19 protein-coding genes and 1 tRNA gene are annotated in these 22520 nt (G+C 72.3%); 16 read left to right on the forward strand and 4 right to left on the reverse strand.

The window, feature by feature from the left end; translation table 11 throughout:
* Positions 1–79 precede the first annotated feature (79 nt).
* Positions 80–880 carry an NADH-quinone oxidoreductase subunit C gene (locus ACGFI9_RS16840; protein ID WP_393178864.1) on the forward strand — a complete coding sequence of 267 codons (801 nt, stop codon included), beginning with the start codon at positions 80–82 and terminating at the stop codon, positions 878–880.
* Positions 880–1842 (forward strand): NADH-quinone oxidoreductase subunit NuoH, encoded by a 963-nt coding sequence (gene nuoH, locus ACGFI9_RS16845; protein WP_393178865.1) that lies wholly within the window; start codon positions 880–882, stop codon positions 1840–1842. Before ACGFI9_RS16840 ends, nuoH begins: the two co-directional genes overlap by 1 nt.
* A 63-nt stretch (positions 1843–1905) precedes the next feature.
* Here nuoH and ACGFI9_RS16850 read toward each other — a convergent pair whose 3' ends face one another.
* Entirely contained in the window at positions 1906–2952 is a 1047-nt protein-coding gene (locus ACGFI9_RS16850; RefSeq protein ID WP_393178866.1) for a glutathione S-transferase family protein, read from the reverse strand.
* 87 nt (positions 2953–3039) lie between these two features.
* Between ACGFI9_RS16850 and ACGFI9_RS16855 the strand changes: the two genes are divergently transcribed.
* Positions 3040–3447 (forward strand): ester cyclase, encoded by a 408-nt coding sequence (locus tag ACGFI9_RS16855; protein ID WP_393178867.1) that lies wholly within the window; start codon positions 3040–3042, stop codon positions 3445–3447.
* 87 nt (positions 3448–3534) lie between these two features.
* Here the strand turns inward: ACGFI9_RS16855 and ACGFI9_RS16860 are convergent, their stop codons facing one another.
* Complete coding sequence (locus tag ACGFI9_RS16860) at positions 3535–6039, reverse strand: carboxypeptidase regulatory-like domain-containing protein (RefSeq protein WP_393178868.1); 2505 nt, start codon at positions 6037–6039, stop codon at positions 3535–3537.
* 300 nt (positions 6040–6339) lie between these two features.
* Between ACGFI9_RS16860 and ACGFI9_RS16865 the strand changes: the two genes are divergently transcribed.
* The 9 genes from ACGFI9_RS16865 (at position 6340) to ACGFI9_RS16905 (ending at position 16256) form a co-directional block, all read left to right on the forward strand.
* Positions 6340–6921, forward strand: coding sequence for a NuoI/complex I 23 kDa subunit family protein (locus tag ACGFI9_RS16865; protein ID WP_393178869.1), 582 nt, complete (start codon positions 6340–6342; stop codon positions 6919–6921).
* Positions 6918–7535 (forward strand): NADH-quinone oxidoreductase subunit J, encoded by a 618-nt coding sequence (locus ACGFI9_RS16870; protein ID WP_393178870.1) that lies wholly within the window; start codon positions 6918–6920, stop codon positions 7533–7535. The genes ACGFI9_RS16865 and ACGFI9_RS16870 overlap by 4 nt, the downstream gene beginning before the upstream one ends.
* On the forward strand, positions 7532–7945 hold the full coding sequence (nuoK, locus tag ACGFI9_RS16875; protein ID WP_393178871.1) for an NADH-quinone oxidoreductase subunit NuoK: 414 nt from the start codon (positions 7532–7534) through the stop codon (positions 7943–7945). Before ACGFI9_RS16870 ends, nuoK begins: the two co-directional genes overlap by 4 nt.
* On the forward strand, positions 7942–9867 hold the full coding sequence (locus ACGFI9_RS16880) for an NADH-quinone oxidoreductase subunit L (protein ID WP_393178872.1): 1926 nt from the start codon (positions 7942–7944) through the stop codon (positions 9865–9867). Before nuoK ends, ACGFI9_RS16880 begins: the two co-directional genes overlap by 4 nt.
* Complete coding sequence (locus tag ACGFI9_RS16885; protein WP_393178873.1) at positions 9864–11369, forward strand: NuoM family protein; 1506 nt, start codon at positions 9864–9866, stop codon at positions 11367–11369. Before ACGFI9_RS16880 ends, ACGFI9_RS16885 begins: the two co-directional genes overlap by 4 nt.
* A 55-nt stretch (positions 11370–11424) precedes the next feature.
* Entirely contained in the window at positions 11425–12888 is a 1464-nt protein-coding gene (locus ACGFI9_RS16890) for an NADH-quinone oxidoreductase subunit N (RefSeq protein ID WP_393178874.1), read from the forward strand.
* Positions 12889–13036: 148 nt separating this feature from the next.
* The gene (gene htpX / locus ACGFI9_RS16895) at positions 13037–13915 is read left to right on the forward strand and encodes a zinc metalloprotease HtpX (protein ID WP_393178875.1); all 879 of its coding nucleotides are present in this window, start codon (positions 13037–13039) and stop codon (positions 13913–13915) included.
* A 154-nt stretch (positions 13916–14069) separates the two neighbouring features.
* Positions 14070–15329, forward strand: a complete 1260-nt coding sequence (locus ACGFI9_RS16900) for an MFS transporter (protein WP_393178876.1) — start codon at positions 14070–14072, stop codon at positions 15327–15329.
* A gap of 321 nt (positions 15330–15650) precedes the next feature.
* Complete coding sequence (locus ACGFI9_RS16905; RefSeq protein ID WP_393178877.1) at positions 15651–16256, forward strand: hypothetical protein; 606 nt, start codon at positions 15651–15653, stop codon at positions 16254–16256.
* Between the two features lie 171 nt (positions 16257–16427).
* Here the strand turns inward: ACGFI9_RS16905 and ACGFI9_RS16910 are convergent, their stop codons facing one another.
* On the reverse strand, positions 16428–16922 hold the full coding sequence (locus tag ACGFI9_RS16910; RefSeq protein ID WP_393178878.1) for a YajQ family cyclic di-GMP-binding protein: 495 nt from the start codon (positions 16920–16922) through the stop codon (positions 16428–16430).
* Between the two features lie 148 nt (positions 16923–17070).
* Here ACGFI9_RS16910 and ACGFI9_RS16915 point away from each other — a divergent pair.
* The 3 genes from ACGFI9_RS16915 (at position 17071) to ACGFI9_RS16925 (ending at position 20171) form a co-directional block, all read left to right on the forward strand.
* A tRNA-Tyr gene (locus tag ACGFI9_RS16915) sits at positions 17071–17154 on the forward strand.
* A 665-nt stretch (positions 17155–17819) separates the two neighbouring features.
* Complete coding sequence (locus ACGFI9_RS16920) at positions 17820–19619, forward strand: IS481 family transposase (protein ID WP_393178910.1); 1800 nt, start codon at positions 17820–17822, stop codon at positions 19617–19619.
* A 75-nt stretch (positions 19620–19694) separates the two neighbouring features.
* The gene (locus tag ACGFI9_RS16925) at positions 19695–20171 is read left to right on the forward strand and encodes a DUF4279 domain-containing protein (RefSeq protein ID WP_393178879.1); all 477 of its coding nucleotides are present in this window, start codon (positions 19695–19697) and stop codon (positions 20169–20171) included.
* Positions 20172–20600: 429 nt separating this feature from the next.
* Here ACGFI9_RS16925 and ACGFI9_RS16930 read toward each other — a convergent pair whose 3' ends face one another.
* Entirely contained in the window at positions 20601–21167 is a 567-nt protein-coding gene (locus ACGFI9_RS16930) for a hypothetical protein (RefSeq protein ID WP_393178880.1), read from the reverse strand.
* Between the two features lie 292 nt (positions 21168–21459).
* On the opposite strand from ACGFI9_RS16930, the gene ACGFI9_RS16935 reads away from it, so the two are divergent.
* Complete coding sequence (locus tag ACGFI9_RS16935; protein ID WP_393178881.1) at positions 21460–22338, forward strand: hypothetical protein; 879 nt, start codon at positions 21460–21462, stop codon at positions 22336–22338.
* Positions 22339–22520 lie beyond the last annotated feature (182 nt).

Consider the following 22520-nt stretch of genomic DNA (forward strand, 5'->3'; position numbering starts at 1 on the left):
GACACCCGCGTGCCGGACGCCGCCCGCGCCCGCGGCTCGCTCGGGCGGGCCCGCCGGACGAGGCCCTAGGATCAGCGGCATGACTCCGGAAGAGGTCGGCCAGCGGGTGGTCACGCTGCTCGCGCCCGGGGAGGCCACCGCGTCGGTCTCCGGCGGTCAGGGGTACGCGCGGGCCACCGTCGACGTACCGCCGGCGAGCTGGCGGGACGCGGTCCGCGCGGTCCGCGACGACGCAGAGCTGGGCCTCGACTTCTTCGACTGGCTGTCCGCGGTCGACGAGCTGGCCGAGGGCTTCGACGTCGTCGTCCACCTCTGGTCCACCCGGCACCGGCACGGGCTGCTGCTGCGTACCCGGGTGCCCCGGGACACGCCGACCGTGGCGTCCGTGGTCGACCTCTTCCCCGGCGCGGCCTGGCACGAGCGCGAGACGTACGAGATGTTCGGCGTCGCCTTCGACGGGCACGGCGAGCTGCGCCCGCTGCTGCTGCCGCCGGAGTTCGAGGGGCACCCGTTGCGCAAGGAGTTCGTGCTCGCCTCCCGGGCGGCCAAGCCCTGGCCGGGGGCGAAGGAGCCGGGCGAGTCCGAGGCGGGCGGCGGCCGCCGGCCGATGCGCCCGCCGGGCGTACCGGCGCCGGGGGAGTGGGGCACCGTCCCCACGCCGGCCGGCGCGGCCGGGGTGGGCGAGGGCCCGCGCGGGGGTACGCCCGCCCGCCCGGCCCGGGAACGGCCCGCGCGTCCGGCCCGTCCGGCCTCCGCTGAACGCCCGGTGCGGCCCGCCGGTGGGGCGGGCGCCGCCCGGCCGACGCCGGGTGAGCGACCGACCGGGCCGCCGCGGCAGGAGCCCGCCCCGGGCGCCACGCCCGAGGAGGGGGAGTCCTGATGCCCGCCTGGTTGGAGCTGGTCCTCCGGGTGGCGGGCGTGCTGGTCGCGTTCCTCACCCTGCCGCTGATCGTGGGTCAGGCCGAGCACAAGGTGATGGCGCACATGCAGGGCCGGCTCGGCCCGATGTACGCGGGCGGCTTCCACGGCTGGGCGCAGCTCGTCGCCGACGGGATCAAGTTCGTGCAGAAGGAGGACGTCACCCCGCGCGACGCGGACCGGCCGGTGTTCCGGCTGGCCCCCGCGGTCGCCCTGGTGCCGTACCTGCTCGCCCTGCTGGTGATCCCGCTCGGTCCGGGCGACCTGGTCGGGCAGCCGCTGGACATCGGCCTGTTCTTCGTGCTGGCCGTGGTCGGCATCGGGGTGCTGGCGGTGCTGATGTCGGCCTGGGCCTCGGCCAACAAGTACAGCCTCCTCGGCGGGCTGCGTGGCGCCGCCCAGCTGCTCGGCTACGAGCTGCCGCTGGTGCTCTCCGCCGCCTCGGTGGCGATGGCGGCGGGGACGCTCAGCCTGCCCGGCATCGTCGAGGCGTGGCGCCCGTGGTGGCTGCTCTGGCAGGCCCCCGCGCTGGTGGTCTTCTTCGTCGCCGGGCTGGCGGAGATCCGGCGGCCCCCGTTCGACATGCCGGTGGCCGACTCCGAGCTGGTCTTCGGCTACATGACCGAGTACACCGGCCTGCGCTTCGCGTTCTTCCTGCTCGCCGAGTACGTCGGCATCGTGGTGATCGCCGCGCTGACCACCGTGCTCTTCCTCGGCGGCTGGCAGGGCCCGTTCGCCGACGCCCAGCTCGGCTGGCTGTGGACCCTGCTCAAGGTGTTCGCCGTCGCGTTCGTGATCATCTGGCTGCGGGTGTCCTACCCCCGGCTGCGCGAGGACCAGCTCCAGCGCCTCTGCTGGCTGGTCCTGGTCCCCCTCGCCCTGGCCCAGCTCGTCCTGACCGCCGCCGTCCGCCTGGCGCTGTAAGGAAGGGCCCCTTCTTAACGCCTGCGGTAGAGCAGGGGCCCCCTCTTAACGCCTGGCCTGGGCTCAGCGCAGCGGCGTGTGGGCGGGGTCGACGCGCTCGGCGGGCGGCGGCGGTGCGGGCGGGGTGCCGTCGCCGAAGGGGCGGCCGCCCAGCTCCTCCCGGCCGTGCGGGGTGAGCCAGTTCGACAGGTCGGGGCCGAGCGGCACGGTCCCGGTCGGGTTGATGTCCCGGTGGACCTCGTAGTAGTGCCGCTTGATGTGGTCGAAGTCGATGGTGTCGCCGAAGCCGGGGGTCTGGAACAGGTCCCGGGCGTACGCCCACAGCACCGGCATCTCGGTCAGCTTCTGCCGGTTGCACTTGAAGTGGCCGTGGTAGACCGGGTCGAACCGGACCAGCGTGGTGAAGAGCCGGATGTCGGCCTCGGTGATCGTGTCGCCGACCAGGTAGCGCTGCCCGGCCAGCCGCTCGCTCAGCCAGTCCAGCCGGTCGAAGAGCCGGTGGTACGCCCGCTCGTACGCCTCCTGGCTGCCGGCGAAGCCGCACCGGTAGACCCCGTTGTTCACGTCCGCGAAGACCACCGCGTTGACCTCGTCGATCTCGCCTCGCAGCCGCTCCGGATAGAGCTCCGGGGCACCGGGGCGGTGGTACGCGGTCCACTCCGTCGACAGGTCCAGGCTCATCTGGGCGTAGTCGTTGGTGACCACCTGCCCGGTCGGCACGTCCACGAGCGCCGGCACGGTGATGCCCCGGTCGTACCCGGGGAACCGCTTGAAGTACGCGTCGGCCAGCCGTTCGATGCCGAGCACCGGGTCCCGGCCGTCCGGGTCGAGGTCGAAGGTCCAGCTCCGCTTGTCGTGCGTCGGGCCGGCCACCGCCATCGAGAGGGCGTCCTCCAGCCCGAGCAGCCGGCGGACGATGATCAGCCGGTTCGCCCAGGGACACGCCCGGCTCACCGCGAGCCGGTACCGGCCGGGCTCCACCGGCCAGCCGTCCCGCCCGTCGGCGGTGATCCGGGTGGCGATGTAGCGCTGGTCCCGGGTGAACTCGCCGCCCGGTTCGACGTACTTGCCGCCCGTGCGGTCCAGGATCTCGTTGTCGCTGCTGCCCACGCCGCCTCCCGAGAGTGTCGTGTCGTCCGCTCCCATCATGGTCGCTCCGGCCGTTCCCGTCAGGCCGAGCGGAGCTAGGCTGCCGCGGTGACCGATGTGGAGGCGGCGGCCCGACGCTTCATCGCCGACGTGTGGAACGCCGGCCGCGAGGAGAGCGCGTACGACCTGATCGCGGCGGACTGCCCCGGGTTGGGCGGGACCGGGCCGGAGGCCACGCTGGCCTGGCACCGGGACCGGCGGGCGGCCTTCCCCGACCTCCGCTACAAGATCGTCGAGCTGGTGGCCGCCGGTGACCGGGTGGCCGTGCACTGGCGGGCCGCCGGCACCCAGGCCGGGCAGTTCGGCCCCGTGCCGCCCACCGGCCGGGTGGTCAGCTACTCGGGCGCGTCCTTCCTGCGTTTCGACGAGGCCGGCCGGATCGTCGACGTGTGGAGCGTCAACGAGCTGTTCCAGGTGCTCCAGCAACTCGGTGTGGAAATGCTGCCGCCGGCCTGAGCGCGCGGTGCGAAACGGCCGGCCGGGCCGGTACGACCCGACCGGTGGTGCCGGGTCGGGCCCGCCCGGGCCGTCAGGGGTGCCGGGTCAGCGGGGCAGGATGGCCGTCTGGACCGGCATGCAGGTCTCGCCGGGCACCAGGCGGAGGGTGTCGATCACCTGCCCCGGGGCGAGGGTGATCGGCGTCGGGCCCTGGCTGTTGTGCGTCCGCGGCGCACTGCGCGGCGCCACGTACCAGCAGGGCGTTCCGGCGACGGGCCGGTAGAAGAGCAGCACCGGCCCGGCCGGGAGCCCGATCCCGGACGAGTCGACCACGTCCAGGAAGGCCACCCGGTCACCGGTCGTCGGGTGGAATGCCTCCACCGTTCCCTGCCCGCCGGCGCTGCCCAGGTTGAACGTCCGGATCCGGGCGCCCTTCACCAGCACGATGCCCGGAGCCGTCGCCGTGGCGCCGGCCGTCACCTGCACGGGAGCCGCCGCGAACCGGTCGGCGGCGTTGCCCGACCAGGCTGGCGCGAGGGCGGTGTCGGAGGTCGACCTCGCGCCTGCCACGAAGATCGGCCAACGGTACGGCCCGAGGCCGGTGATCTTGTATTGCCCGGGCTGCTGGTCGGAGTCGTTGTAGGTGCAGCGCTTGGGCAGGGTGCCGTAGGCCAGGTCCGGGTGGTCGCCGTAGACCTGCACGCAGGTTTTCACCGCGCCGCCGGACTCGTCCCGCATGGTGCCGGTGATCGAGCCGGCCTGGTCGAGGCGGACCGGCGGCGCGGTCAGTGCTCGTCCGGCCTTCAGCGGGTACGCCGTGGCGAGCCGCCGGTCGCCGGTGCCCCCGGTCTCGGTGTACCACTGCGTCCCGTACGGCACCGGCGGGGTCACCAGCAGCTGCACGACGCCACCCGGGAGGGGACCGATCCGCACCTTGCCCTCGGCGTCGGAGCAGTAGCCGGTGTACTGGCTGACCTGCTGCCGCAGGGCGGAGGTGGCCAGCTTGGCCGCGTTGACCGGTCGGACGCAGGCGTTCGGCACCGCGGCACCGGTCGTCGCGTCCACCACCGTGGTCTCCAGCGCGGCGGCCGGTTCCAGCGGGATGGTGAGCCGGGTCGTCTCGCCGCTGACCACCTGCACCGCCCCGACCGTCTGCTGCCAGTAGGTGGGGCCCGGTACGGCGGTCACCGTCTCCGGCGACGCGCCGGTGGCCCACACCTTCGGGAAGGTGACCCGTCCCGAGCTGTCGGCGCAGGCCTGCGCCGGGGCCAGGGCGAGCCGGACGCACCCGGCCACCGGCGCGCCGGTCACCGCGTCCACCAGGGTCACCTCGACCGCACCCGGCGGCAGGAGCTGCTCGTCCACCGTGGTGACCTCGCCGTCTGCGACGTGCACGACGGTGGCCTCCGCCACGAGCGACTTGCCCGGGTGGTACTGGATGGTGCGGTCGAGTGGCTTGACCGCGACCCGGTAGTCGCCGGGCGGCACCCGGTCGAACTGGTACCGGCCGTCGACCGCCTCGGTCCAGGCGGACCAGGAGTTGTCGACGGCGAACACCCGGACCGAGTTGGTCAGCGCGGGGGTCGCGCCGGGGTAGTCGGTGATCTGGCCGCGCACCGTGCCGCCACCCACCCGCAGGGCGACGTCGACGACCACGTCCTTGCCGTACTGCGCGGTGTACGACGGCGCGTTGCGGCTTTCCACCGCGTTCGGCGCCCACTGTTCCGGGAAGCCGTCCGCCCTGACCCGCAGCTTGTACGAAGCATAGGCGGCGACCGCGAGCCGGTAGCGGCCGGTGGCGTCGGTACACGCCTGTCCAGCCTCGTTCCCCCGGTTGGCCGCGAAGGCGGTGACACAGGCTCCGGTGATCGGCGTGCCGGTCGCCGCCGCCGTCACCGTCCCGGTCAGCACGCCGCCCTCGAACGTGCTGTTCGCCACCAGGTAGCGCTCGTCGACCGTGGTCGTCGAGCCCGCGGTCACCTGAAAAGCGGTGGCGGCGGCGGGGTCGGTCGTGCCGGGCACCCACTGGCGCGGGGCGTATTCCTGGGGGGCGATGCCGAGCCGGTACGAGCCGACCGGCAGGTTGCCGAGCCGGTAGCGGCCATCGCTGTCGGTCGGGGCCTTCGCCCTCCATTTGCCGTCCACCGTGACGGCGGTGACCTCGGAGGCGTACGCCGGGCTGCCGTCCGGCTGGGTGATCCGGCCGGCGAACCCACCCACCGCATCCGCCAGCGCCAGGTCGGCGGTCAGGACGCCGTTTTTGGCCGATGAGGCGGTGAGGTAGCCGGCGTTGTAGTAGTCGGGGGCGGAGGGCCACCACACCTCTGCGTGGCCCGTCGCCCGCGCCCGGAGCTTCGGGCTCAAGTCGGCGGTCACGCCGGGGAGAAGATACCGGCCCTGCTCGTCCGCGCAGCGGGTGGCGAGCAGCCGGTAGGGGCTGGTGTACAGGTCGAGGCAGGCGCCGGGCACCGGGGCGCCCGTCGCCCGGTCGGTCACCGTGCCGGTGAGCGTGTAGGTCGCCACGGCCTGCGCGGCCGGCGCACCCACGAGCACGGCGGCGACGACGGCGGTCGCGGCCAGGGCCCGCGTCCACCTCTTGCTGAGTCTCATTCCCCGTGCTCCCTCTACGCTGGTCGGCCGCCGCAGCATAGATGATCAACAAAGCCCTCGATATCCCGCTGACCTGGGGAGCGTGCGGTCGAGCCGATCGGCGGACCAGCCCATCGGATCGGCGGTACCGGCGCCTCCGCCGACCGGTCGGGGTCACCCGCGGCCGCCGAGAGCCGGGTGGTGGTCGCGCGGGCCGGGGGCACAGGGCAGGATGGGCGGCATGAGCGAGCGGAGCGAGCGAATCAGCCAGCTCGGCGCGCGGGTGCCGCACGGCGTCGGCGAGCGAAGCGAGGCGACGGCGTGAGCGAGCGGAGCGGCGTGCCCGGCGAGGGGCTGGTGAAGGGGCTGGCGGTCACGTTGCGGACGATGACCCGCCGCTCGACCACCCAGCAGTACCCGGACGTCGCCCCCGAGCTGCCGCCGCGCTCGCGCGGCGTGATCGCGTTGCTGACGGAGAACTGCACGGTCTGCATGCTCTGCGCTCGGGAGTGCCCGGACTGGTGCATCTACATCGACTCGCACAAGGAGGAGGTGGCGGTGCCCGGCGCCGCCCGCCCCCGGCAGCGCAACGTCCTCGACCGGTTCGACATCGACTTCTCGCTCTGCATGTACTGCGGCATCTGCGTCGAGGTCTGCCCCTTCGACGCGCTCTACTGGTCCCCTGAGTTCGAGTACGCCGAGTACGACATCAAGGACCTGCTGCACGACAAGGACCACCTCGGGGAGTGGATGGCCACGGTGCCACCGCCGCCGGCCCACGATCCGCACGGCGATCCCTCCAAGGAGGAGACGACCGCCGCCCGCAAGGCCGCGGCGCCCGCCGCCCGTCCGCCCGGGGTACGCCCCGAGCCCGGCGCCGAGCAGGGAGGCAGCCCGTCATGACCGGTGCCGACGTGCTGCTGCTCGCCCTCGGGGCGGTCGCGGTGGGTGCGGGCGTGCTGGTGGTGGGCACCCGGCACCTGGTCCGGGCCGGCCTCTGGCTGGTCGTCTGCCTGGGCGCGTTGGCCGGCGACTACCTGGTGCTCACCGCCGAGCTGGTGGCCTGGGTGCAGGTGCTCATCTACGTCGGGGCGGTGGTGGTGCTGCTGCTCTTCGCGGTGATGCTGACCCGGGCCCCGATCGGCGCCTCGGACGACCTGGACCGGCCGGGCTGGCCGGCCGCGCTGGTCGGCGGCGGCAGCGGCCTCGGCCTGGCGGTGCTGCTGGTCGACGCGTTCCACTGGTCCCGGGTGGACCTGCCCGCCGCGGGCACCGCCGACCGCCTCGGTGAGCAGGTCTTCCGCTCCTGGGTGCTGCCGTTCGAGGTGCTCTCGCTGCTGCTGCTCGCCGCCCTTGTCGGCGCGATCGTCCTGTCCCGCCCGGAGATCGGCCGCCCGGGCCCGGCGCCGACGGGCGGGCCGGCCGGGCGCGGCCGCCCGGGTGGCCCGGCGACCGGTGCCGGCCCGGCCCGGCCGGAACCGGCCGTCACGGTCGGCGAGGAGGGCGGGCGCGCGTGAGACCGGTCGTCCCGTACGTCACCGCCGCGCTGCTGTTCGGCCTCGGCGTCTACGGCGTGCTGCGCCGCCGCAACGCCGTCCTGGTGCTGATGGCCGTCGAGCTGATGCTCAACGCGGTCAACCTGATCCTGGTCACCGCCGACACCACGGTCCGCGCCCAGCTGCCGCACTCCGGCCAGGTCTTCGCGCTCTTCGTGATCGTGCTCGCGGCCGCCGAGATCGGCGTCGGGCTGGCCATCGTGCTCCAGCTCTACCGGCTGCGGGCCAGCGTCGCCGTGGACGACGTGCCGCTCACCGAGCCGCCGGTGCCGGTGGCCGCCGCCCCGGCCGGCGGCGCGGCGACGACCGCGGGCGGCGGGGAGGTGCCGTCGAGCCGGCGGAGCACCGACGGGCCGGAGGGGGCGAAGTGACCGGACTGCTCGCGGCGGCGCTGCCCGGCGTACCCCTGCTCGTCGGTCTGCTCGGGTTGCTGCTGCCGCCGTCGCCGCGTGGCGCGGGGACCGGCGAGGACCCGGCCCGGCGGGCGGCGATCGCGCTCGGCGTGGCGGGCGCGGCGGTGGCCCTGGTCGCGGCGGTGCTGCTGCTGGTCCGGGTGGACCACCCGGTCGAGGCGGCCACCAGCTGGGTCGACTTCGGCGGGCTGAAGGTGACCCTCGGGTACCGGCTGGACGGCGTGGCGGTGCTGGTGGCCACGGCGGTGGCCGCGGTGGCCCTGGCCGTGCAGGTCTACTCGATCGGCTACCTGAAGCGCGGGCCGCACGACGACGTGGAGGTGGACCACCGCTACCCGCCGTACGCGGCGCAGATCAGCCTCTTCACCGCCGCGATGCTGACCGTGGTGGTCGCCGGCGACCTGATCCTGCTGCTGGTCGGCTGGGAGGTGATGGGCATCTGCTCCTACCTGCTCATCGCCCACGACCGGCGGCTGCCCGAGGCGCCGGCCGCCGCGATGAAGGCGTTCCTGGTGACCCGGGTGGGTGACGTCGGCTTCCTGCTGGGGATCGCGCTGCTCGGCGTCTCCGCCGGCAGTTTCCGGATCGCCGACGTGCTCGCCCACCACCACTCCACCGGCACCCTGACCGCCGCGTGCCTGCTGCTGCTCGCCGGGGTCGCCGGCAAGAGCGCCCAGTTCCCGCTGCACACCTGGCTGCCGGACGCGATGGCCGGCCCCACCCCGATCTCCGCGCTGATCCACGCGGCCACCATGGTCGCCGCCGGGGTGTACGCGGTGGCCCGGCTCTTCCCGCTCTTCGCGCAGGCCCCGGCCGCGCTCGCGGTGCTCGGTGTGATGGCCACGGTCACCCTGCTGCTGGGCGCGTTCGCCGCCACCGCGCAGGACGACATCAAGCGGGTGCTGGCCTGGTCGACGGTCTCCCAGATCGGCTACATGACCGGGGCGCTCGCCGTCGGCGCGCCCGCTGCGGCCCTGTTCCACCTGCTCACCCACGCCGCGTTCAAGGCGCTGCTGTTCCTCGCCGCCGGCGCGGTGATCCACGCCGTGGGCACCACCCTGATGTCCCGGATGGGCGGGCTGCGGTCGGCCATGCCGGTGACCTTCTGGTGCATGGTGGTCGGTCTCGGCGCGCTCGCCGGGGTGCCGCCGCTCTCCGGTTTCTGGAGCAAGGACGGGGTGCTCGCCGCCGCCGAGGCCGCCGCACTGGACGGCACCGGCCCCGCGCCCGCCTGGGTCGGCTGGCTGGTCTGGCTGGCCGGCCTGCTCGGGGTCGCGGTCACCGCCTGGTACGCGACCCGCCTGCTGCTGCGTACCTTCCTCGGCGCCACCCGCATCCCGCTCGCCCACCCGCACGACCCGCCGGCCGTGCTGCGCTGGCCGGTGCTGCTGCTGGCGGTGCCCGCCGCGCTGCTCGGCCTGGCCGCCTTCGCGCCGTGGTTCGCCGACCGGCTCCGGGTGCCGGCCGACGCCACCGGGGAGGCCGTCGAACTGGTCCACCTGGCGCCGAACCTGCTGCTGCCGTTCGTGCTGCTGCTGATCGGCGCGGGCGTCGCCTGGGCCGGCTGGCGCCGCGACCCGGCCGCCGACCCGGCCCGCTTCCTGGGTCCGCTGCGGCCGGTCTTCGCCCGGGCGTTCCGGCTCGACGACGTCCAGCACGCCCTGGTCGTACGCCCGACGACCGCGCTCGCCGGGACCGTGCGGGCCGTGGACGAGCTGGGGGTGGACGGACTGGTCGAGGGGAGCGGGCGCGCCGCCGTGGGCCTGGGCGGCGGGCTGGCCGCCCTGCACCGGGCGGCGCTGCCCCGGGCGGCGACCGCCGTGCTGGCCGGTGCGCTGCTGATCGGCCTCGCCGTCGCCCTGATCGGAGTGGCCTCATGAGCTTCGGGCAGTTCCTGCTGGTGGCGGTCCTCGCCCTGCCGGCGCTGGGGGCGGTCGCGGCGGCCCTCGTCCCCGGTGACCGGGCCGGTCGCCTGGCCGGCACGGTCGCCGCCGGCCTGACCCTGCTCGCCACCCTGCCGCTGCTCGGCGGCGACCACGGCTGGTTCGGCTACGGCCCGCGCCCGGCCGTGCAGCCCTGGCACCAGCTGGACCTGCCCTGGGTGCCTGGCCTGAACCTGCGCTTCCACCTAGGGGTGGACGGCATCTCCTGGCCGCTGGTGGTGCTGACCGCCCTGCTGACCCTGCTCTGCTGCGGCTACACGCTGTGGCGGGTGCCCGAGGGCGGCGGGAGCGGGCGGGCGCTGGTCGCGCTGCTGCTGGTGGTCGAGGTGGGCATCCTCGGCACCTTCCTCGCCCTCGACCTGGTGCTCTTCTTCCTCTTCTTCGAGGTCGTCCTGCTGCCCATGTACGCGGTCATCGCCGGCTGGGGCGGCGACGACCGCCGGCGGGCGGCCCGCAAGTTCACCCTCTACACCCTGCTCGGCTCGGTGCTGCTGCTGGTCGGCGTGTACGTGGTGGTCGCCGCCGCCGGCACCGCCGACCTGGTGACGCTGACCGGCGGGGCCGGGCTGTCCCGGGGCACCCAGCTCGCCGCGTTCACCCTGCTCGCGCTCGCCTTCGCGGTGAAGAGCCCGCTCTGGCCGCTGCACTCCTGGCTGCCGGACGCGCACACCCAGGCGCCCACCGTGGGCAGCGTGATCCTCGCCGGGGTGCTGCTGAAGATGGGCACGTACGGCCTGATCCGGGTGGCGGTCGGGGTGGCGCCGGAGGGTGCCCGCTGGGCCGCCCCGGCGCTCGGGGTGCTCGCCGTCGCGGCGATCCTGGTCGGCGCCCTGGTCTGCCTGGCCCAGGACGAGCTGAAGCGGCTGATCGCGTACTCCAGCGTGGGACACATGGGCTTCGTGCTGCTCGGGGTCGCCACGCTCACCGCCACCGGCGTGCAGGCCGCGCTGATCGGCAACATCGCGCACGGCGTGATCACCGGGCTGCTCTTCTTCCTGGCCGGGGCGGTCAAGGACCGTACCCACAGCGGCTCGCTCGCCGAGCTGTCCGGGCTGCGGGAGACCGCGCCCCGGCTGGCCGGGCTGCTCGGGTTCGCGGCGGTCGCCTCGCTCGGCCTGCCCGGCCTGGCCGGCTTCTGGGGCGAGGCGTTCGCCGTGGTCGCCGCCGTCCGGCGGGGCGGTGGGTTCTGGACCACGCTGGCGGTGCTGGCCGCGCTCGGCGGGGCGCTGACGGCGGCGTACTTCCTGCGGCTGCTGCGCCGGGTCACCCACGGCCGGCCCAGCCCGGCGGTCGCCCGGGTCGCGCCGGGGCTGGCCGGGGCGGAGCTGACCGCCTGGGCGCCGCTGGTGCTGCTCGCCCTCGCCGTCGGCCTGGTCCCGGCCCTCGTCCTGTCGTACGCCTCCGGCCCGGTCGACGCGCTGCTGGGAGTGCTCAAGTGAGCGTGCGGAGCGCGGCGGAGCGGCGCCCCGCGGTCGGGAACGAAGGGGAGCGCCGGTGAATCTCGTGCAGAGCGTGGACCACGTCGCGTTGCTGCCGGCGTACCTGGCCGGCGGCACGGCCGTCCTCGTGCTCCTGGCCGATCTCCTGGTGGCCCGCGCCGCCGCGACGGTGGCGGTGGCCGCGGCCGGGTCGGCGGCCACCGCGCTCGGCGCGGCCCTGGTCGGCGCCGGGGACGAGCGGCGCACCTTCTGCGTCGGGGCGGACTGCTCCTGGGTGTACGGCGGCCGGGCGGCCCTGGTGGCGGTGGTCTTCGCGCTGCTCACCCTCGGGGTGCTGGCGATCTCCGGGCCGCTGCTGCGGGCCGGCCGGACGCCGGTGGGGGAGTACTGCTTTCTCCTCGCCTGCGCGCTGACCGGCGGCGTGGTGCTCGGCGCGGCAGGTGACCTGATCACCCTGATCGTGGCGCTGGAGACGCTGACCCTGCCGCTGTACGTCCTGGTCGGGCTCCGCCGGGCCAGCCTGGCCGGCGCCGAGGCGGCGGTGACCTTCTTCGTGGTCAGCGTGGTGGCGACGACGCTGACCCTGCTCGGTGCGGCGCTGCTCTACGCGGTGACCGGCGGGCTGCACCTGGACCGGCTCGGCGCGACCCTGGCCGCCCGGGCGGACCTGCTCGACCTGCCGCTGACCACGGTCGCGGTGGCGCTGATGGTGGCCGGGCTGGCGTTCAAGGTGGCCGCCGTGCCGTTCCACGCCTGGGCCCCGGCCACCTACGACGGCGCGCCGCTGCCGGTGGCCGCGTACCTGTCGACGGCCTCCAAGTTGGGCGGCGTGGTGGCCCTGCTCGCGGTGGTGCAGCGGGCGTTGCCGGCCACCGTCACCGGTCCGGTGCTGGCGCTGCTGGCGGTGCTCACCATGACCGTCGGCAACCTGGTCGCGCTGCGTCAGCGGCGGACGGTCCGGCTGCTCGCCTGGTCCTCGGTGGCCCAGGCCGGCTACATCCTCGCCCCGCTCGGCGCGCTGGCGCTGGCCGGCGGACGCACCGCCGACGCCCGGGCCGGCGCGTACGCGGCGGCCGTCGCGTACGCCGTCTTCTTCGTGCTGCTGGAACTGGCCGCCTTCGCGGCGGTGGTGGCGCTGCGGCCGGCGGATGGCGACGGCGGCACGCTGGACGACCTGCGCGGCGCGGCCCGCCGCCACCCGTGGGTGGGCGGCGCCTTCGCGCTCGCCCTGATCGGGCTGGCCGGGTTGCCGCCCGGGCTGGCCGGGCTGTTCGCCAAGGTGACCGTGGTCCGGGCGCTGCTGGCCGGGCACGCCGGCTGGCTGGCCCTGGTGGTGGCGGTGAACGCGGTGCTCGGCCTCGCCTACTACCTACGGCTGGCCGCCAGCCTGTACGCGGCGCCCGGCCCGGTCCCGGCCCGCCCGACGCGGCTGGTGGTCGTGGCCCTCGGGGTGGCCACCGCGCTGGCCGTGCTGGTCGGCTTCGCCCCGCAACTGGTGCTGGACATGGCGGCACGCTGAGCGGTTTGTCCGTCGATGCACCACCGGCACAGCCGGCGCACAGAAATCCTCAGCCAACTTTCAGCCATGGGCAGGATGGTTGACGGGTACCGGTGGTGTTGAACCGGTCAGCGGGTCCCGCGCGGGTCCGCGCACCGAAGGAGCGATCGTGCATCACAACCGTCTGAAGACCGCAGCGCTGCTCGGCCTGTTGACCTCGCTGATCCTCGCGGTCGGCTACTGGTTCGGCGGGAGCGGCGGCCTCGTCATCGCCGTCGTCGTCTCGTTGCTGATGAACGGCGTGACCTACTTCTACTCCGACAAGCTCGCCCTGCGCTCGATGCGGGCGCAACCGGTGAGCGAGGCACAGTTCCCCGAGCTGTACCGGATGGTGCGGGAGCTTTCCACCCAGGCGGGCCAGCCGATGCCCCGCCTGTACGTCAGCCCCACCTCGCAGCCCAACGCGTTCGCCACGGGACGTAACCCGCAGCACGCCGCGGTCTGCGTCACCCAGGGCATCGTGGAGATCCTCGACTACCGCGAGCTGCGCGGCGTGATCGGGCACGAGCTGTCCCACGTCTACAACCGGGACATCCTCATCTCCAGCGTGGCCGCCGGCCTGGCCGGCATCATCACCACGCTGGCGAACATCGCCTGGTTCATCCCGCTGGGCTCGTCCGACGACGAGGACGCCCCGAACCCGGCGGTGCTGCTGCTCACCCTGATCCTCGGCCCGATCGCGGCCACCGTGATCCAACTGGCGATCAGCCGCAGCCGGGAGTACCAGGCCGACCAGTCGGGCGCCGAGCTGAGCCGCGACCCGCTGGCGCTGGCCAGCGCCCTGCGGAAGATCCACATGGGTACGCAGATGCGCCCGCTGCCGGCGCAGGGCAACCTCACCAGCACCGCCCACCTGATGATCGACAACCCGTTCAAGCGGGGTGGCGGCATCGCCGCCCTGTTCTCCACTCACCCGCCGATGGAACAGCGGGTGGCCCGGCTGGAGCAGATGGCCCGCAACAGCGGCCCGGTGCAGTTCCAGCGCTGACCCGACCACGAACTCCGCCCGCGTCCGTCCCGGACGCGGGCGGAGTCGTCTCAGGAGGCGGTAACCGGCACCGGGTGATCGGCGCCGCGGCGAGCCGGGGCGTTAGGGTCGGAACAGATTCCACCCGTTACCTGTCCGCACCGGAGGTGCACCCTTGGCCGCACTGCGCCAGTATCTGGGGGTCTGGCGGATCCCCGGCGCGCCGATGCTGCTGGTCCTCGGCATCATCGGCCGGCTCGGGATCGGCATGACCCCGTTGGCGCTCCTGCTCGTGGTCGAGGAGGTGACCGACCGGTACTCCCTCGCCGCGGTCGCCGGCGGCATCTACGCCCTCTCCGGGGCCGCGCTCAGCCCGGTCGCCGGGCGGATCGCCGACCGGGTCGGCCCCACCCCGGTGCTGCTGGCCACCGCCGTGGCCCACCCGCTCGCCCTGTTCGGGCTGCTCGGGGCCAGCCGGTCCGGGGCCGGCGACCTGGCCCTGATCTACCTGGCCGCCGGGGTCGCCGGGGCCACCTACCCGCCGCTCACCGCCGCCATCCGGGGCGCCTGGAACGACCTCACCACCCCGGCCTCCGGCCGGGCCCACCTACGCAACACCGCGCTCGCCGCGGAGACCTCCCTCTTCGAGGTCGTCTTCGTGCTGGGCCCGCTGCTGGTCGCCGCGTTCGTGCTGGTCGCCGACGCGGCCGCGGCGCTGGTCGGAGCGGCCCTGGTCACCCTGGTCGGCACCACCGCCGTCGCGCTCGGCCGGGTGATGCGGGCCTGGCGGCCGCACCCCCGCGAGCACCACGCCCGGGGGCTCGGGCCGCTGCGGGTCGGCGGCTTCCCGGCCCTGCTGCTCTGCGTCGCCAGCCTCGGCATCGCGTTCGGCGCCGCTGGCGTGATCGTCCCGGCCTTCGCCGGGAACGCCACCGCCGACGACCCGGAGAGCCTCGCCGGCGTGCTGCTCGCCGTCTGGGGCATCGGCAGCGCCGTGGGTGGCTTCTGGTTCGGGGTACGCCGGCCGGCGGTCAACATGACCCGCCAGTTCGCCTGGCTGCTCGGTGCGGTGGCGGCCAGCTTCGCGGTCTTCGCGGCGATGCCCGGCCCGCTGGCGCTCGGCGTCGCCCTGGTGCTCGGCGGGGCCACCATCGCTCCCGCGCTGACCCTGGAGAACACCCTGGTCGGCCGGATCGCCCCGGCGGGCATGCTGAACGAGGCGTACACCTGGGTGGTCACCATGTCGGTCGCGGCGAGCGCGGCCGGCGGCGCGGTGGCCGGGCTGATCGTCGACCGCGCCGGCGGGGTGCCCTGGGCCTTCCTCTTCGCCGGGGCGGCGGTCGCCGTCGGAGCAACCCTTGCCGCGCTGCCCGCCGGCCCGATCGCCCGCGCCGAGGCCCGGGCGGTACGCGCCGAGCACGCGGTGGCCGGCTGACCAGGCCGGATCAATCCCGTCCCGACGGGTAACCGCCGGAAATGTTCTTCTTCTTCTCGAACCGGATCGGTTGCCTCGGCTCGATCCTGATCAGCGCGATCCTCACGGTGATCCTGCTGCTGGTGTTCTCGCGTTGAGCCGGCCGGCCCCGACCCGGGGCCGGCCGCAGCTGGCCCGAACCGAAGCGCACAGCGCCTCGCCCTCGTTACGGGCATAGAGGTCGCGGGGACCCAGCCGCCCGTCCGCTCCTCGGGGCTCCCTCGCCGCCGTGCCGGGAGACGCCAACTGTCCCGGCTGGGCGTGAGCACGGCAGGCAGGCGCATGAGCGGAGAGGGTCCGGCCAAGCGAGCCGCCGAGAAGTCCCGAGAGCTCACCGAGGGAGACGACCTCCTACGGGGGACGGCGGAGCGGAAGCTGGGCGGCTTCTACGCGATCGCGTTCGGCGGCTCACTGTGGGCCTGGGACGTCGCGTTCAACCTCGGCGCGCACCGGACGATCTTCTACTACCGCCGGCAGGAACTGTTCGTGCTGTCCCTCGTCGTGCTCCTGAGCGCTCTCCTGCTGCCCCGCCGGGTGCACACCCACCCCTGGGTGCTGCTCCTGTTCCTGCCCCCGATCACGCTCCAGCTCCTCCGACTCGCCGTACCGCTCCGGGGGGCCGTGGCACAGGACGTCGAGCGCGTGCTGATCGTCGCTTCGATCGCGGTGGTGCCGTTCATCGCGGGCATCGTCCTGCGGTTGCTCGCGCCCGGCTACTTCACCCTCCCGGGCCGCCGCCTCAAAGTCGCCCTGGCGGCGATCGTCGCCACAGTCGCGCTGATCGGCTTCCTCTTCGGCCACTTCAATGACCGCTTCCTCACCTGTGAGGACTTCATCGTGGCCGGCGATTATCCTGCCCAGAACTGCGTGCACGGCACGAAACGGTGAGCCGAGCCCATAGGCGGGCGCCGGCTCGGGACTGGTCGACGAGGCCCGGGTTCAGGCCGTCACCAGGCCGTCGGAGGCCGATCGTGAGCGACCAACGACGACCACTGGTGACGACGTCTGCCCAGGTGACAAGGCGTGGCCGGCCCGATGACCAGGCCGGCCGGGATTCCCTTACCGGTAGTTGGTGAACTGGAGGGCGACGCCGAAGTCCTCGCCCTTGAGCAGCGCGATGACGGCCTGGAGGTCGTCCTTCTTCTTGCCGGTGACCCGGAGCTGGTCGCCCTGGATCTGCGCCTGGACTCCCTTCGGGCCCTCGTCGCGGATCTTCTTGCTGATCGCCTTGGCCTTGTCCGAGTCGATGCCCTGGATCACCTTGGCGTCGATCTTGAAGACCTTGCCCGACGAACGCGGGTCGCCGGCGTCCAGCGACTTGAGCGAGATGTTCCGCTTGACCAGCTTCTCCTTGAAGACGTCCAGGGCGGCCCGGACCCGCTCCTCGGTCTCCGCCTGGAGGCTGATCGCCTCCTCGCCCGACCAGGAGATCTCGGCGCCGGTGCCGCGGAAGTCGAACCGGGTCGCGAGCTCCTTCTCCGCCTGGCGAAGGGCGTTGTCGACCTCCTGCCGGTCGACCTTGCTCACGATGTCGAAGGACGGGTTCGCTGCCATGCTCATGCTCCTGCTGTCCGGCGGTCTGTCCTGTTCCGTCCCCCGCTGACCAGCGGTGGGACCCCCTGACGGTACCCGGTTGCGGCGGCCCCGGGGGCAACCGCTATCCTTGCTTCCGCTGCCGCGTTACGACGTGGTGGCACGCCCTGGCGGGTTGCCCGAGCGGCCAATGGGAGCGGACTGTAAATCCGTCGCGAAAGCTACAGAGGTTCGAATCCTCTACCCGCCACCAGGTGCGAAAACGGCCCCTGACCAGCAGAGATGCTGATCGGGGGCCGTTGTCGTTTGTCCGACGGAGTCCGGCTGCGTCCAGCAGTTCACGACTGGTTGTGGGCGGATCGTGGGCGGGTCGATCTTGCCTCCTGATGGCTCTTCTGAGGCTGTGAGCGCTGGCGCTGGGTTCTTCCTCATGCTGGTGCGGACCGTGCGTGTAGCGATGGCTGAGGGGCTTCGCCCGGGGGCATGGCCGGCTGCGGGAGATGGGCCGGGGGCAAGCCAGTCCCGGGGTTTGGACTGGCGCGGCAGCCGGAAGCCCCAACCGTCGACCAGGCCGACCTGTTCGGCCTCCATACCGTCTGGCCGTGATCGTGCCGTGACTGGATCGGCGGTTCGGGGGCGGCGGCCCGGCGGCAGTCGGTGGCTCTCCGCCCCGGCGCCGAAGGCAGCCGGGGCGGCTTGCCGCCGGCCGGCTCACCGCCCCCGCGCCGCGCGGAGCGCGGCGTCTTGATCCAGAACAGAGAAAATCGGCAACAACACCTAGGCAGCACATGTCGTGTCCCGGCTGATGCTTTACACCTGCGTCCCACCTGATGCTTGACAGTGGCCGTGTTCGGCTTGTTGATCGCGTGATGTTTGCGGGCATCGCGAGGTCGGAGGCCGGGATTGGCGCTGATGCACATGTCGGTGGTGGAGCAGCGGTATCGGGCGGTGCTCGCGGTGAAGGCCGGGGATCGGGTTGGCGAGATTGCCGCGCAGATGGGGGTGACGCGGCAGAGCGTTCACGCGTGGCTGCGTCGCTATGACGATGCTGGTCTGGCCGGGTTGCAGGACCGGTCGCATCGGCCGGACTCGTGTCCGCATCAGGCGTCGCCGGAGGTGGAGGCGGCGGTGTGTGAGCTGCGGCGGGAACACCCGCGGTGGGGTGCGCGGCGGATCGCGTTCGAGTTGGGCCGTAACGGCTGCCCGGGTCCGGTGCCGTCGCGGATGACGGTCTATCGGATCCTGGCCCGGCACGGGCTGCACGTGGCGGTCAAACGCCGCCGTGGTCGAGCCGACTATGTGCGGTGGGAACGGTCGCGGCCGATGGAGTTGTGGCAGATGGACATCGTCGGCGGGATCACCCTCGCTGACGGCACCGAGGCCAAGGTGGTCACCGGCGTGGACGACCATTCCCGGTTCGCGGTGATCGCGAAGGTGGTCCGCCGGGCGACCGGCCGTACGGTGTGTCTGGCCCTGGCCGAAGGGCTATCACGGTTCGGGGTGCCGGAGGAGTTGTTGACGGACAACGGCAAGCAGTTCACCGACCGGTTCGGCAAGGGCGGGGAGGTGCTGTTCGACCGGATCTGCCGGGAGAACGGGATCGTGCACCGGCTCACCCAGCCCGCCTCACCGACCACGACGGGGAAGGTCGAACGCTTTCACCAGACGCTGCGCCGAGAGCTGCTGGACGACGCCGGAGTGTTCGCTGACCTGGCGGCAGCGCAGGCCGCGGTGGATGCGTTCCGGCACGAATACAACACCAACCGGCCGCACCAGGCCCTGGACATGGCGTTCCCTGCCGACCGGTTCCGCCCCGCAACCGGCCCGGACCAGCAGCTGATGCCGGTGAAGCTGCCCGGCTTCCTCGCCGACGCCGTCGGCGACCCCGCCCCGATCGCCTCGCCCGTCGACCTGGCCGCGATGGCGGCTGTCGACGACCATGAACCGCCGCAGCCAGCCGTCGACTACCGCAGTGGGCCGGTCGAGTTCGACCGGGTCGTGCCGCCCTCGGGCAACCTGCAAGTCGCCGGCAAACAGTTCTGGCTCGGCCCGGCCCGCTCCGGCGTCACCGTGACGTTCTGGGCCGACACCGACGTCATCCACCTGCTCATCGCCGGCGCCCGGATCAAGTCCGTGCGCTCACACCTGTCGGTGACCGATCTGGCCACGCTGGCCCGCACCGGCGGCCGTCCGGCCGGACCGTCGCCGCTGCCCGTCGACACGGCAGACCGCCCCGGCGTGGTGGAGGTCGAACGAACCGTCAGCCGCAGCGGCAGCATCTCCCTCGGCCAGCACATCGTCCTCGCCGCCGAGATCCTCGGCGGCCGCCGCGTCGGCATCCGCGTCGACGCCACCACCCTGACGTTCTTCGACCTGGAAACCCACCAGCTACTACGCACCCGCCCCAACCCGCTGACCGGCGAGGAGATCCTCCGGCTGCGAGGTGCCCGGCCTGCCGGACCACCCCCACAACCCGCCACCGGACCCACCCGGGTGCAGCGGCGGGCCTCCAACAGCGGAGTCATCATGGTCGTCGGCCAAAAGATCGCCCTCGGCCGGATCCACGCCGGCAAGACCGTCGCCATCGACGTCACCGACACCACCCTCACCGTCGAGTGCGACGATGGCCCCCGCACATTCCGGCGGACCAACGATCAACCGGTCCGCAGCATCAAAGCCCACCGCCCTCGAAAGGTCGAACATGCAGCTCAAACATGATGTCGGGCCGGGCGTTCTGCTTGCTGCCGCTAAATGACAGCGCCACTCGGCCGTCATCGTCGATAGGGTCCCGCCATGCGCGTGCACCAGTACGTCTACTTCGCGCTGGCCTCCCGCCAGGTTCCGGCCGCCGACATCACCGCCCGCCTAGGCATTGAGCCCGACGAGGTAAAGATCCTCGGCAGCCGCCGGACCCAGCCGCCCATACCCGCTTCGCACACCTGGCGGATCGTCTGCCGGAAGCCCGGCTTGACGGTGCACGAGCAGATCAACCAGATTCTTGATCGCTTGCACGCCCATGCTGACCGAATCGGTGAACTGGCCGCCGAACTCGACCACATCGAGGGCAGCCCCGGCTCAAGCGTTCTGCAAGTCGTACGGGTCTTCGAACACCCCGATGGCGAGGACGAAGATCTCACCAGCCCAGTCGAGGGACTGGAGAAGCTACCCGGGCAACACCAGCTCCTCGGCTGGCACCTCGACGCCAGAGCCTTGGACTTCCTGCGACGCACCCGCGCGGAACTCGACATCGACGAGTACGCCTACGGATGACCCAGCACGCCCTCGCTCATCCACCCGGACCATGCACTCCCACGAGCCCCTACCATCGACACCTACTGACCCCGCAAGGTCGACCTAACTGTCTAGGCCACCACGTCAAGCATCAGCTGGGACGGAAACGTCAAGTATCAGGTGGGACTCGGCACACCTAGGCAGCACACCTGCTCGACCGTCGTGGATCGGCCTTGGGGCCACGGCTTCTGGGTCAGGGAGTCGAACCCTGAACCCCTCCGGCGGTCTCTAAATTATCTCGGATCGGGCGGATCGGCGTCCTGACCTGGGCGGCGTCTGCCGTTGACTTACGGCGGTTGACAGCCCTTGTCGGCGTCAGTTGTGCCCGCTGTGTGCCCGATGACCTTGTGAGGCGTGAGGTAGCGCAGCCCCACGCCCCACCGGCTGCCGCCCGATCAAGGGTTGGCTCTAGCTCCGATCGCTTTGGCCTCGTCGTTGCTCGGCTTCCCACTGTTCGTACTGCTGCATGGCGATCTCGTCGGCCTCGTCCATGGCGGATCGGTACACTTCGACAAAGGCCGGGGTCGTTGGCGACTGCGAGCTGCGCAGTTCTGCCGAAATCACGTCAATCGCATAGCTGCAGACGTTGCGAGTCACGAGCCAATTGTGGTGACCCTGGAATGTTGTAATGCCGCTATGACCCATGGCGCGTGCGGCAAACTCCAGCACTTCACGAACGTGCGTCGTCCTCAGGGACGCGGCCAAGGTCTCTAGGTCTCGAAGGAGGGCATGTTGGCTCTGTTCACCCTCCTCGGTCAGTTCACCCGGCTTCTCTCCGCTGCGGTACTTGATATAGAGCTCTTCAAGGCGCAGGAGAACAAGACGAGCGCTAAGAAGGCCCTCACGTTCGTGAGCCTCACGAGCCTTGCTCCGTTCGCGTCGGCCTGCTAGGGCCCCAGCGAGAAGAGCGAAGCCGCCACCAATCAGACCGCCCACCGTGGACGGCACGACGTTCCACCAGCTGAAGTCGCCCATGATTCCTCCATGATGGAAATGGATATGAGCCTATCGGCGAGAAGGGCCTGATGCTGCCCCGGGATATCGGCGGGCGATGCCAGGCCGACTCCCGGCGGGGAGCCGGACAGACGTCGTCACCTCGTGTGAAGCGTTGCCGAACTGCCGCGGTACGTTTGCTGTGCCGGACCATCTGTTGATGACCGCTACCGGAGTCGGTTGCGGCTTCTGCTGCCTTCTTGCTGCTTCTAGCAGTCTGCACCCCGGTCCCTGCTGCGCAGCAGCGTCCGGAAAGGACGTACGGTGAGCGACTGTGTGGGACATCGCTTCTGCCCTTGCGGCCATCCTGTCGGCGCTAGCTGCGGTTGTCGCCGCCTGGGCGGCGGTCATCGCTAGTAGGGCTGCAAGCAGGGCCGCTACCCGCAACGTGCTGGACCAGCGAGCCCCGGAGGTCACCGTTGTCGTCAAGCCTGTGGTCCCCGACGTACGCCAGCGCACAGACCCAGCAGGTGACTTTGGCTGGTCACTCGCTTCGATTGAAGGTGGGCCCTTCCTGAAACCCTGGTGCCTCACCAAGCCTGGAGCGCAGCCGCCGCCAACCCCACAGCACTCTACGACCCGCCCCGACGACGGTGATCTCCGCTGGGCAGTGCTTCTCGACATAGAAGTTGTAAATCACTCCTCCCGACATGTCATCGTCAGCTCAGAGGAACTCGTTATCAACACGACGGGGACTGTCGGCGAAGCCAAGATCGCGGTGCTCCCACTACCTGCCGAACTGGTCGGCGAAGTAGTCCTCAGCCCCGGCGAAAAGGGCATATTCCGGCTGCCGGTGGAGCACACGGTCCGGGAGTGGGCAGAGCTTTATGCGGCTTCGGGGCATCTGCACGTCGGCGCGATAACCGCAGACGACGGCCAAGACTACGGTGTGCGAGACCGGTGGGATCTGCAAGCTCAACTACGGCCCATCGAACCGGCCGACGCCGACCCGCACGCACGGTGGGCCCAGCATTGCCAAGGCTGCGGCGACCGCCTATGGGTTATGCGCGCAAAGGACCTGGGCACTGTGCGTGTGCTGCCGTCGCGGCGGACCTACTACTACTCGAAGGTTGCCAGTGATCGGGTTCCCGACGACGGTGCGGGCTGGTCGACGCGAAGCAGACGTTTGAAGGTGGGAGCGGCCCCTCGGTGAGGCCCTGACATCTCGCTAACAGGCTCTGTGCGGTTCGTCCGCCGCCGGCCGCCCACGTTCGTCACCTCGGGCCACTGTTCACGATCGGTGCCCGACGGCTGTTTCGTCCGGGCTCGTTGCTGTCAGCGCTGCTGTCCACGCCCCGCGCGGCAACAGCCACAGGGTCCTGCTCCGTAGCCCGC

Source organism: Micromonospora sp. NPDC048930 (assembly GCF_043197935.1).
In the GTDB taxonomy this organism is placed as follows: Bacteria; Actinomycetota; Actinomycetes; order Mycobacteriales; family Micromonosporaceae; genus Micromonospora.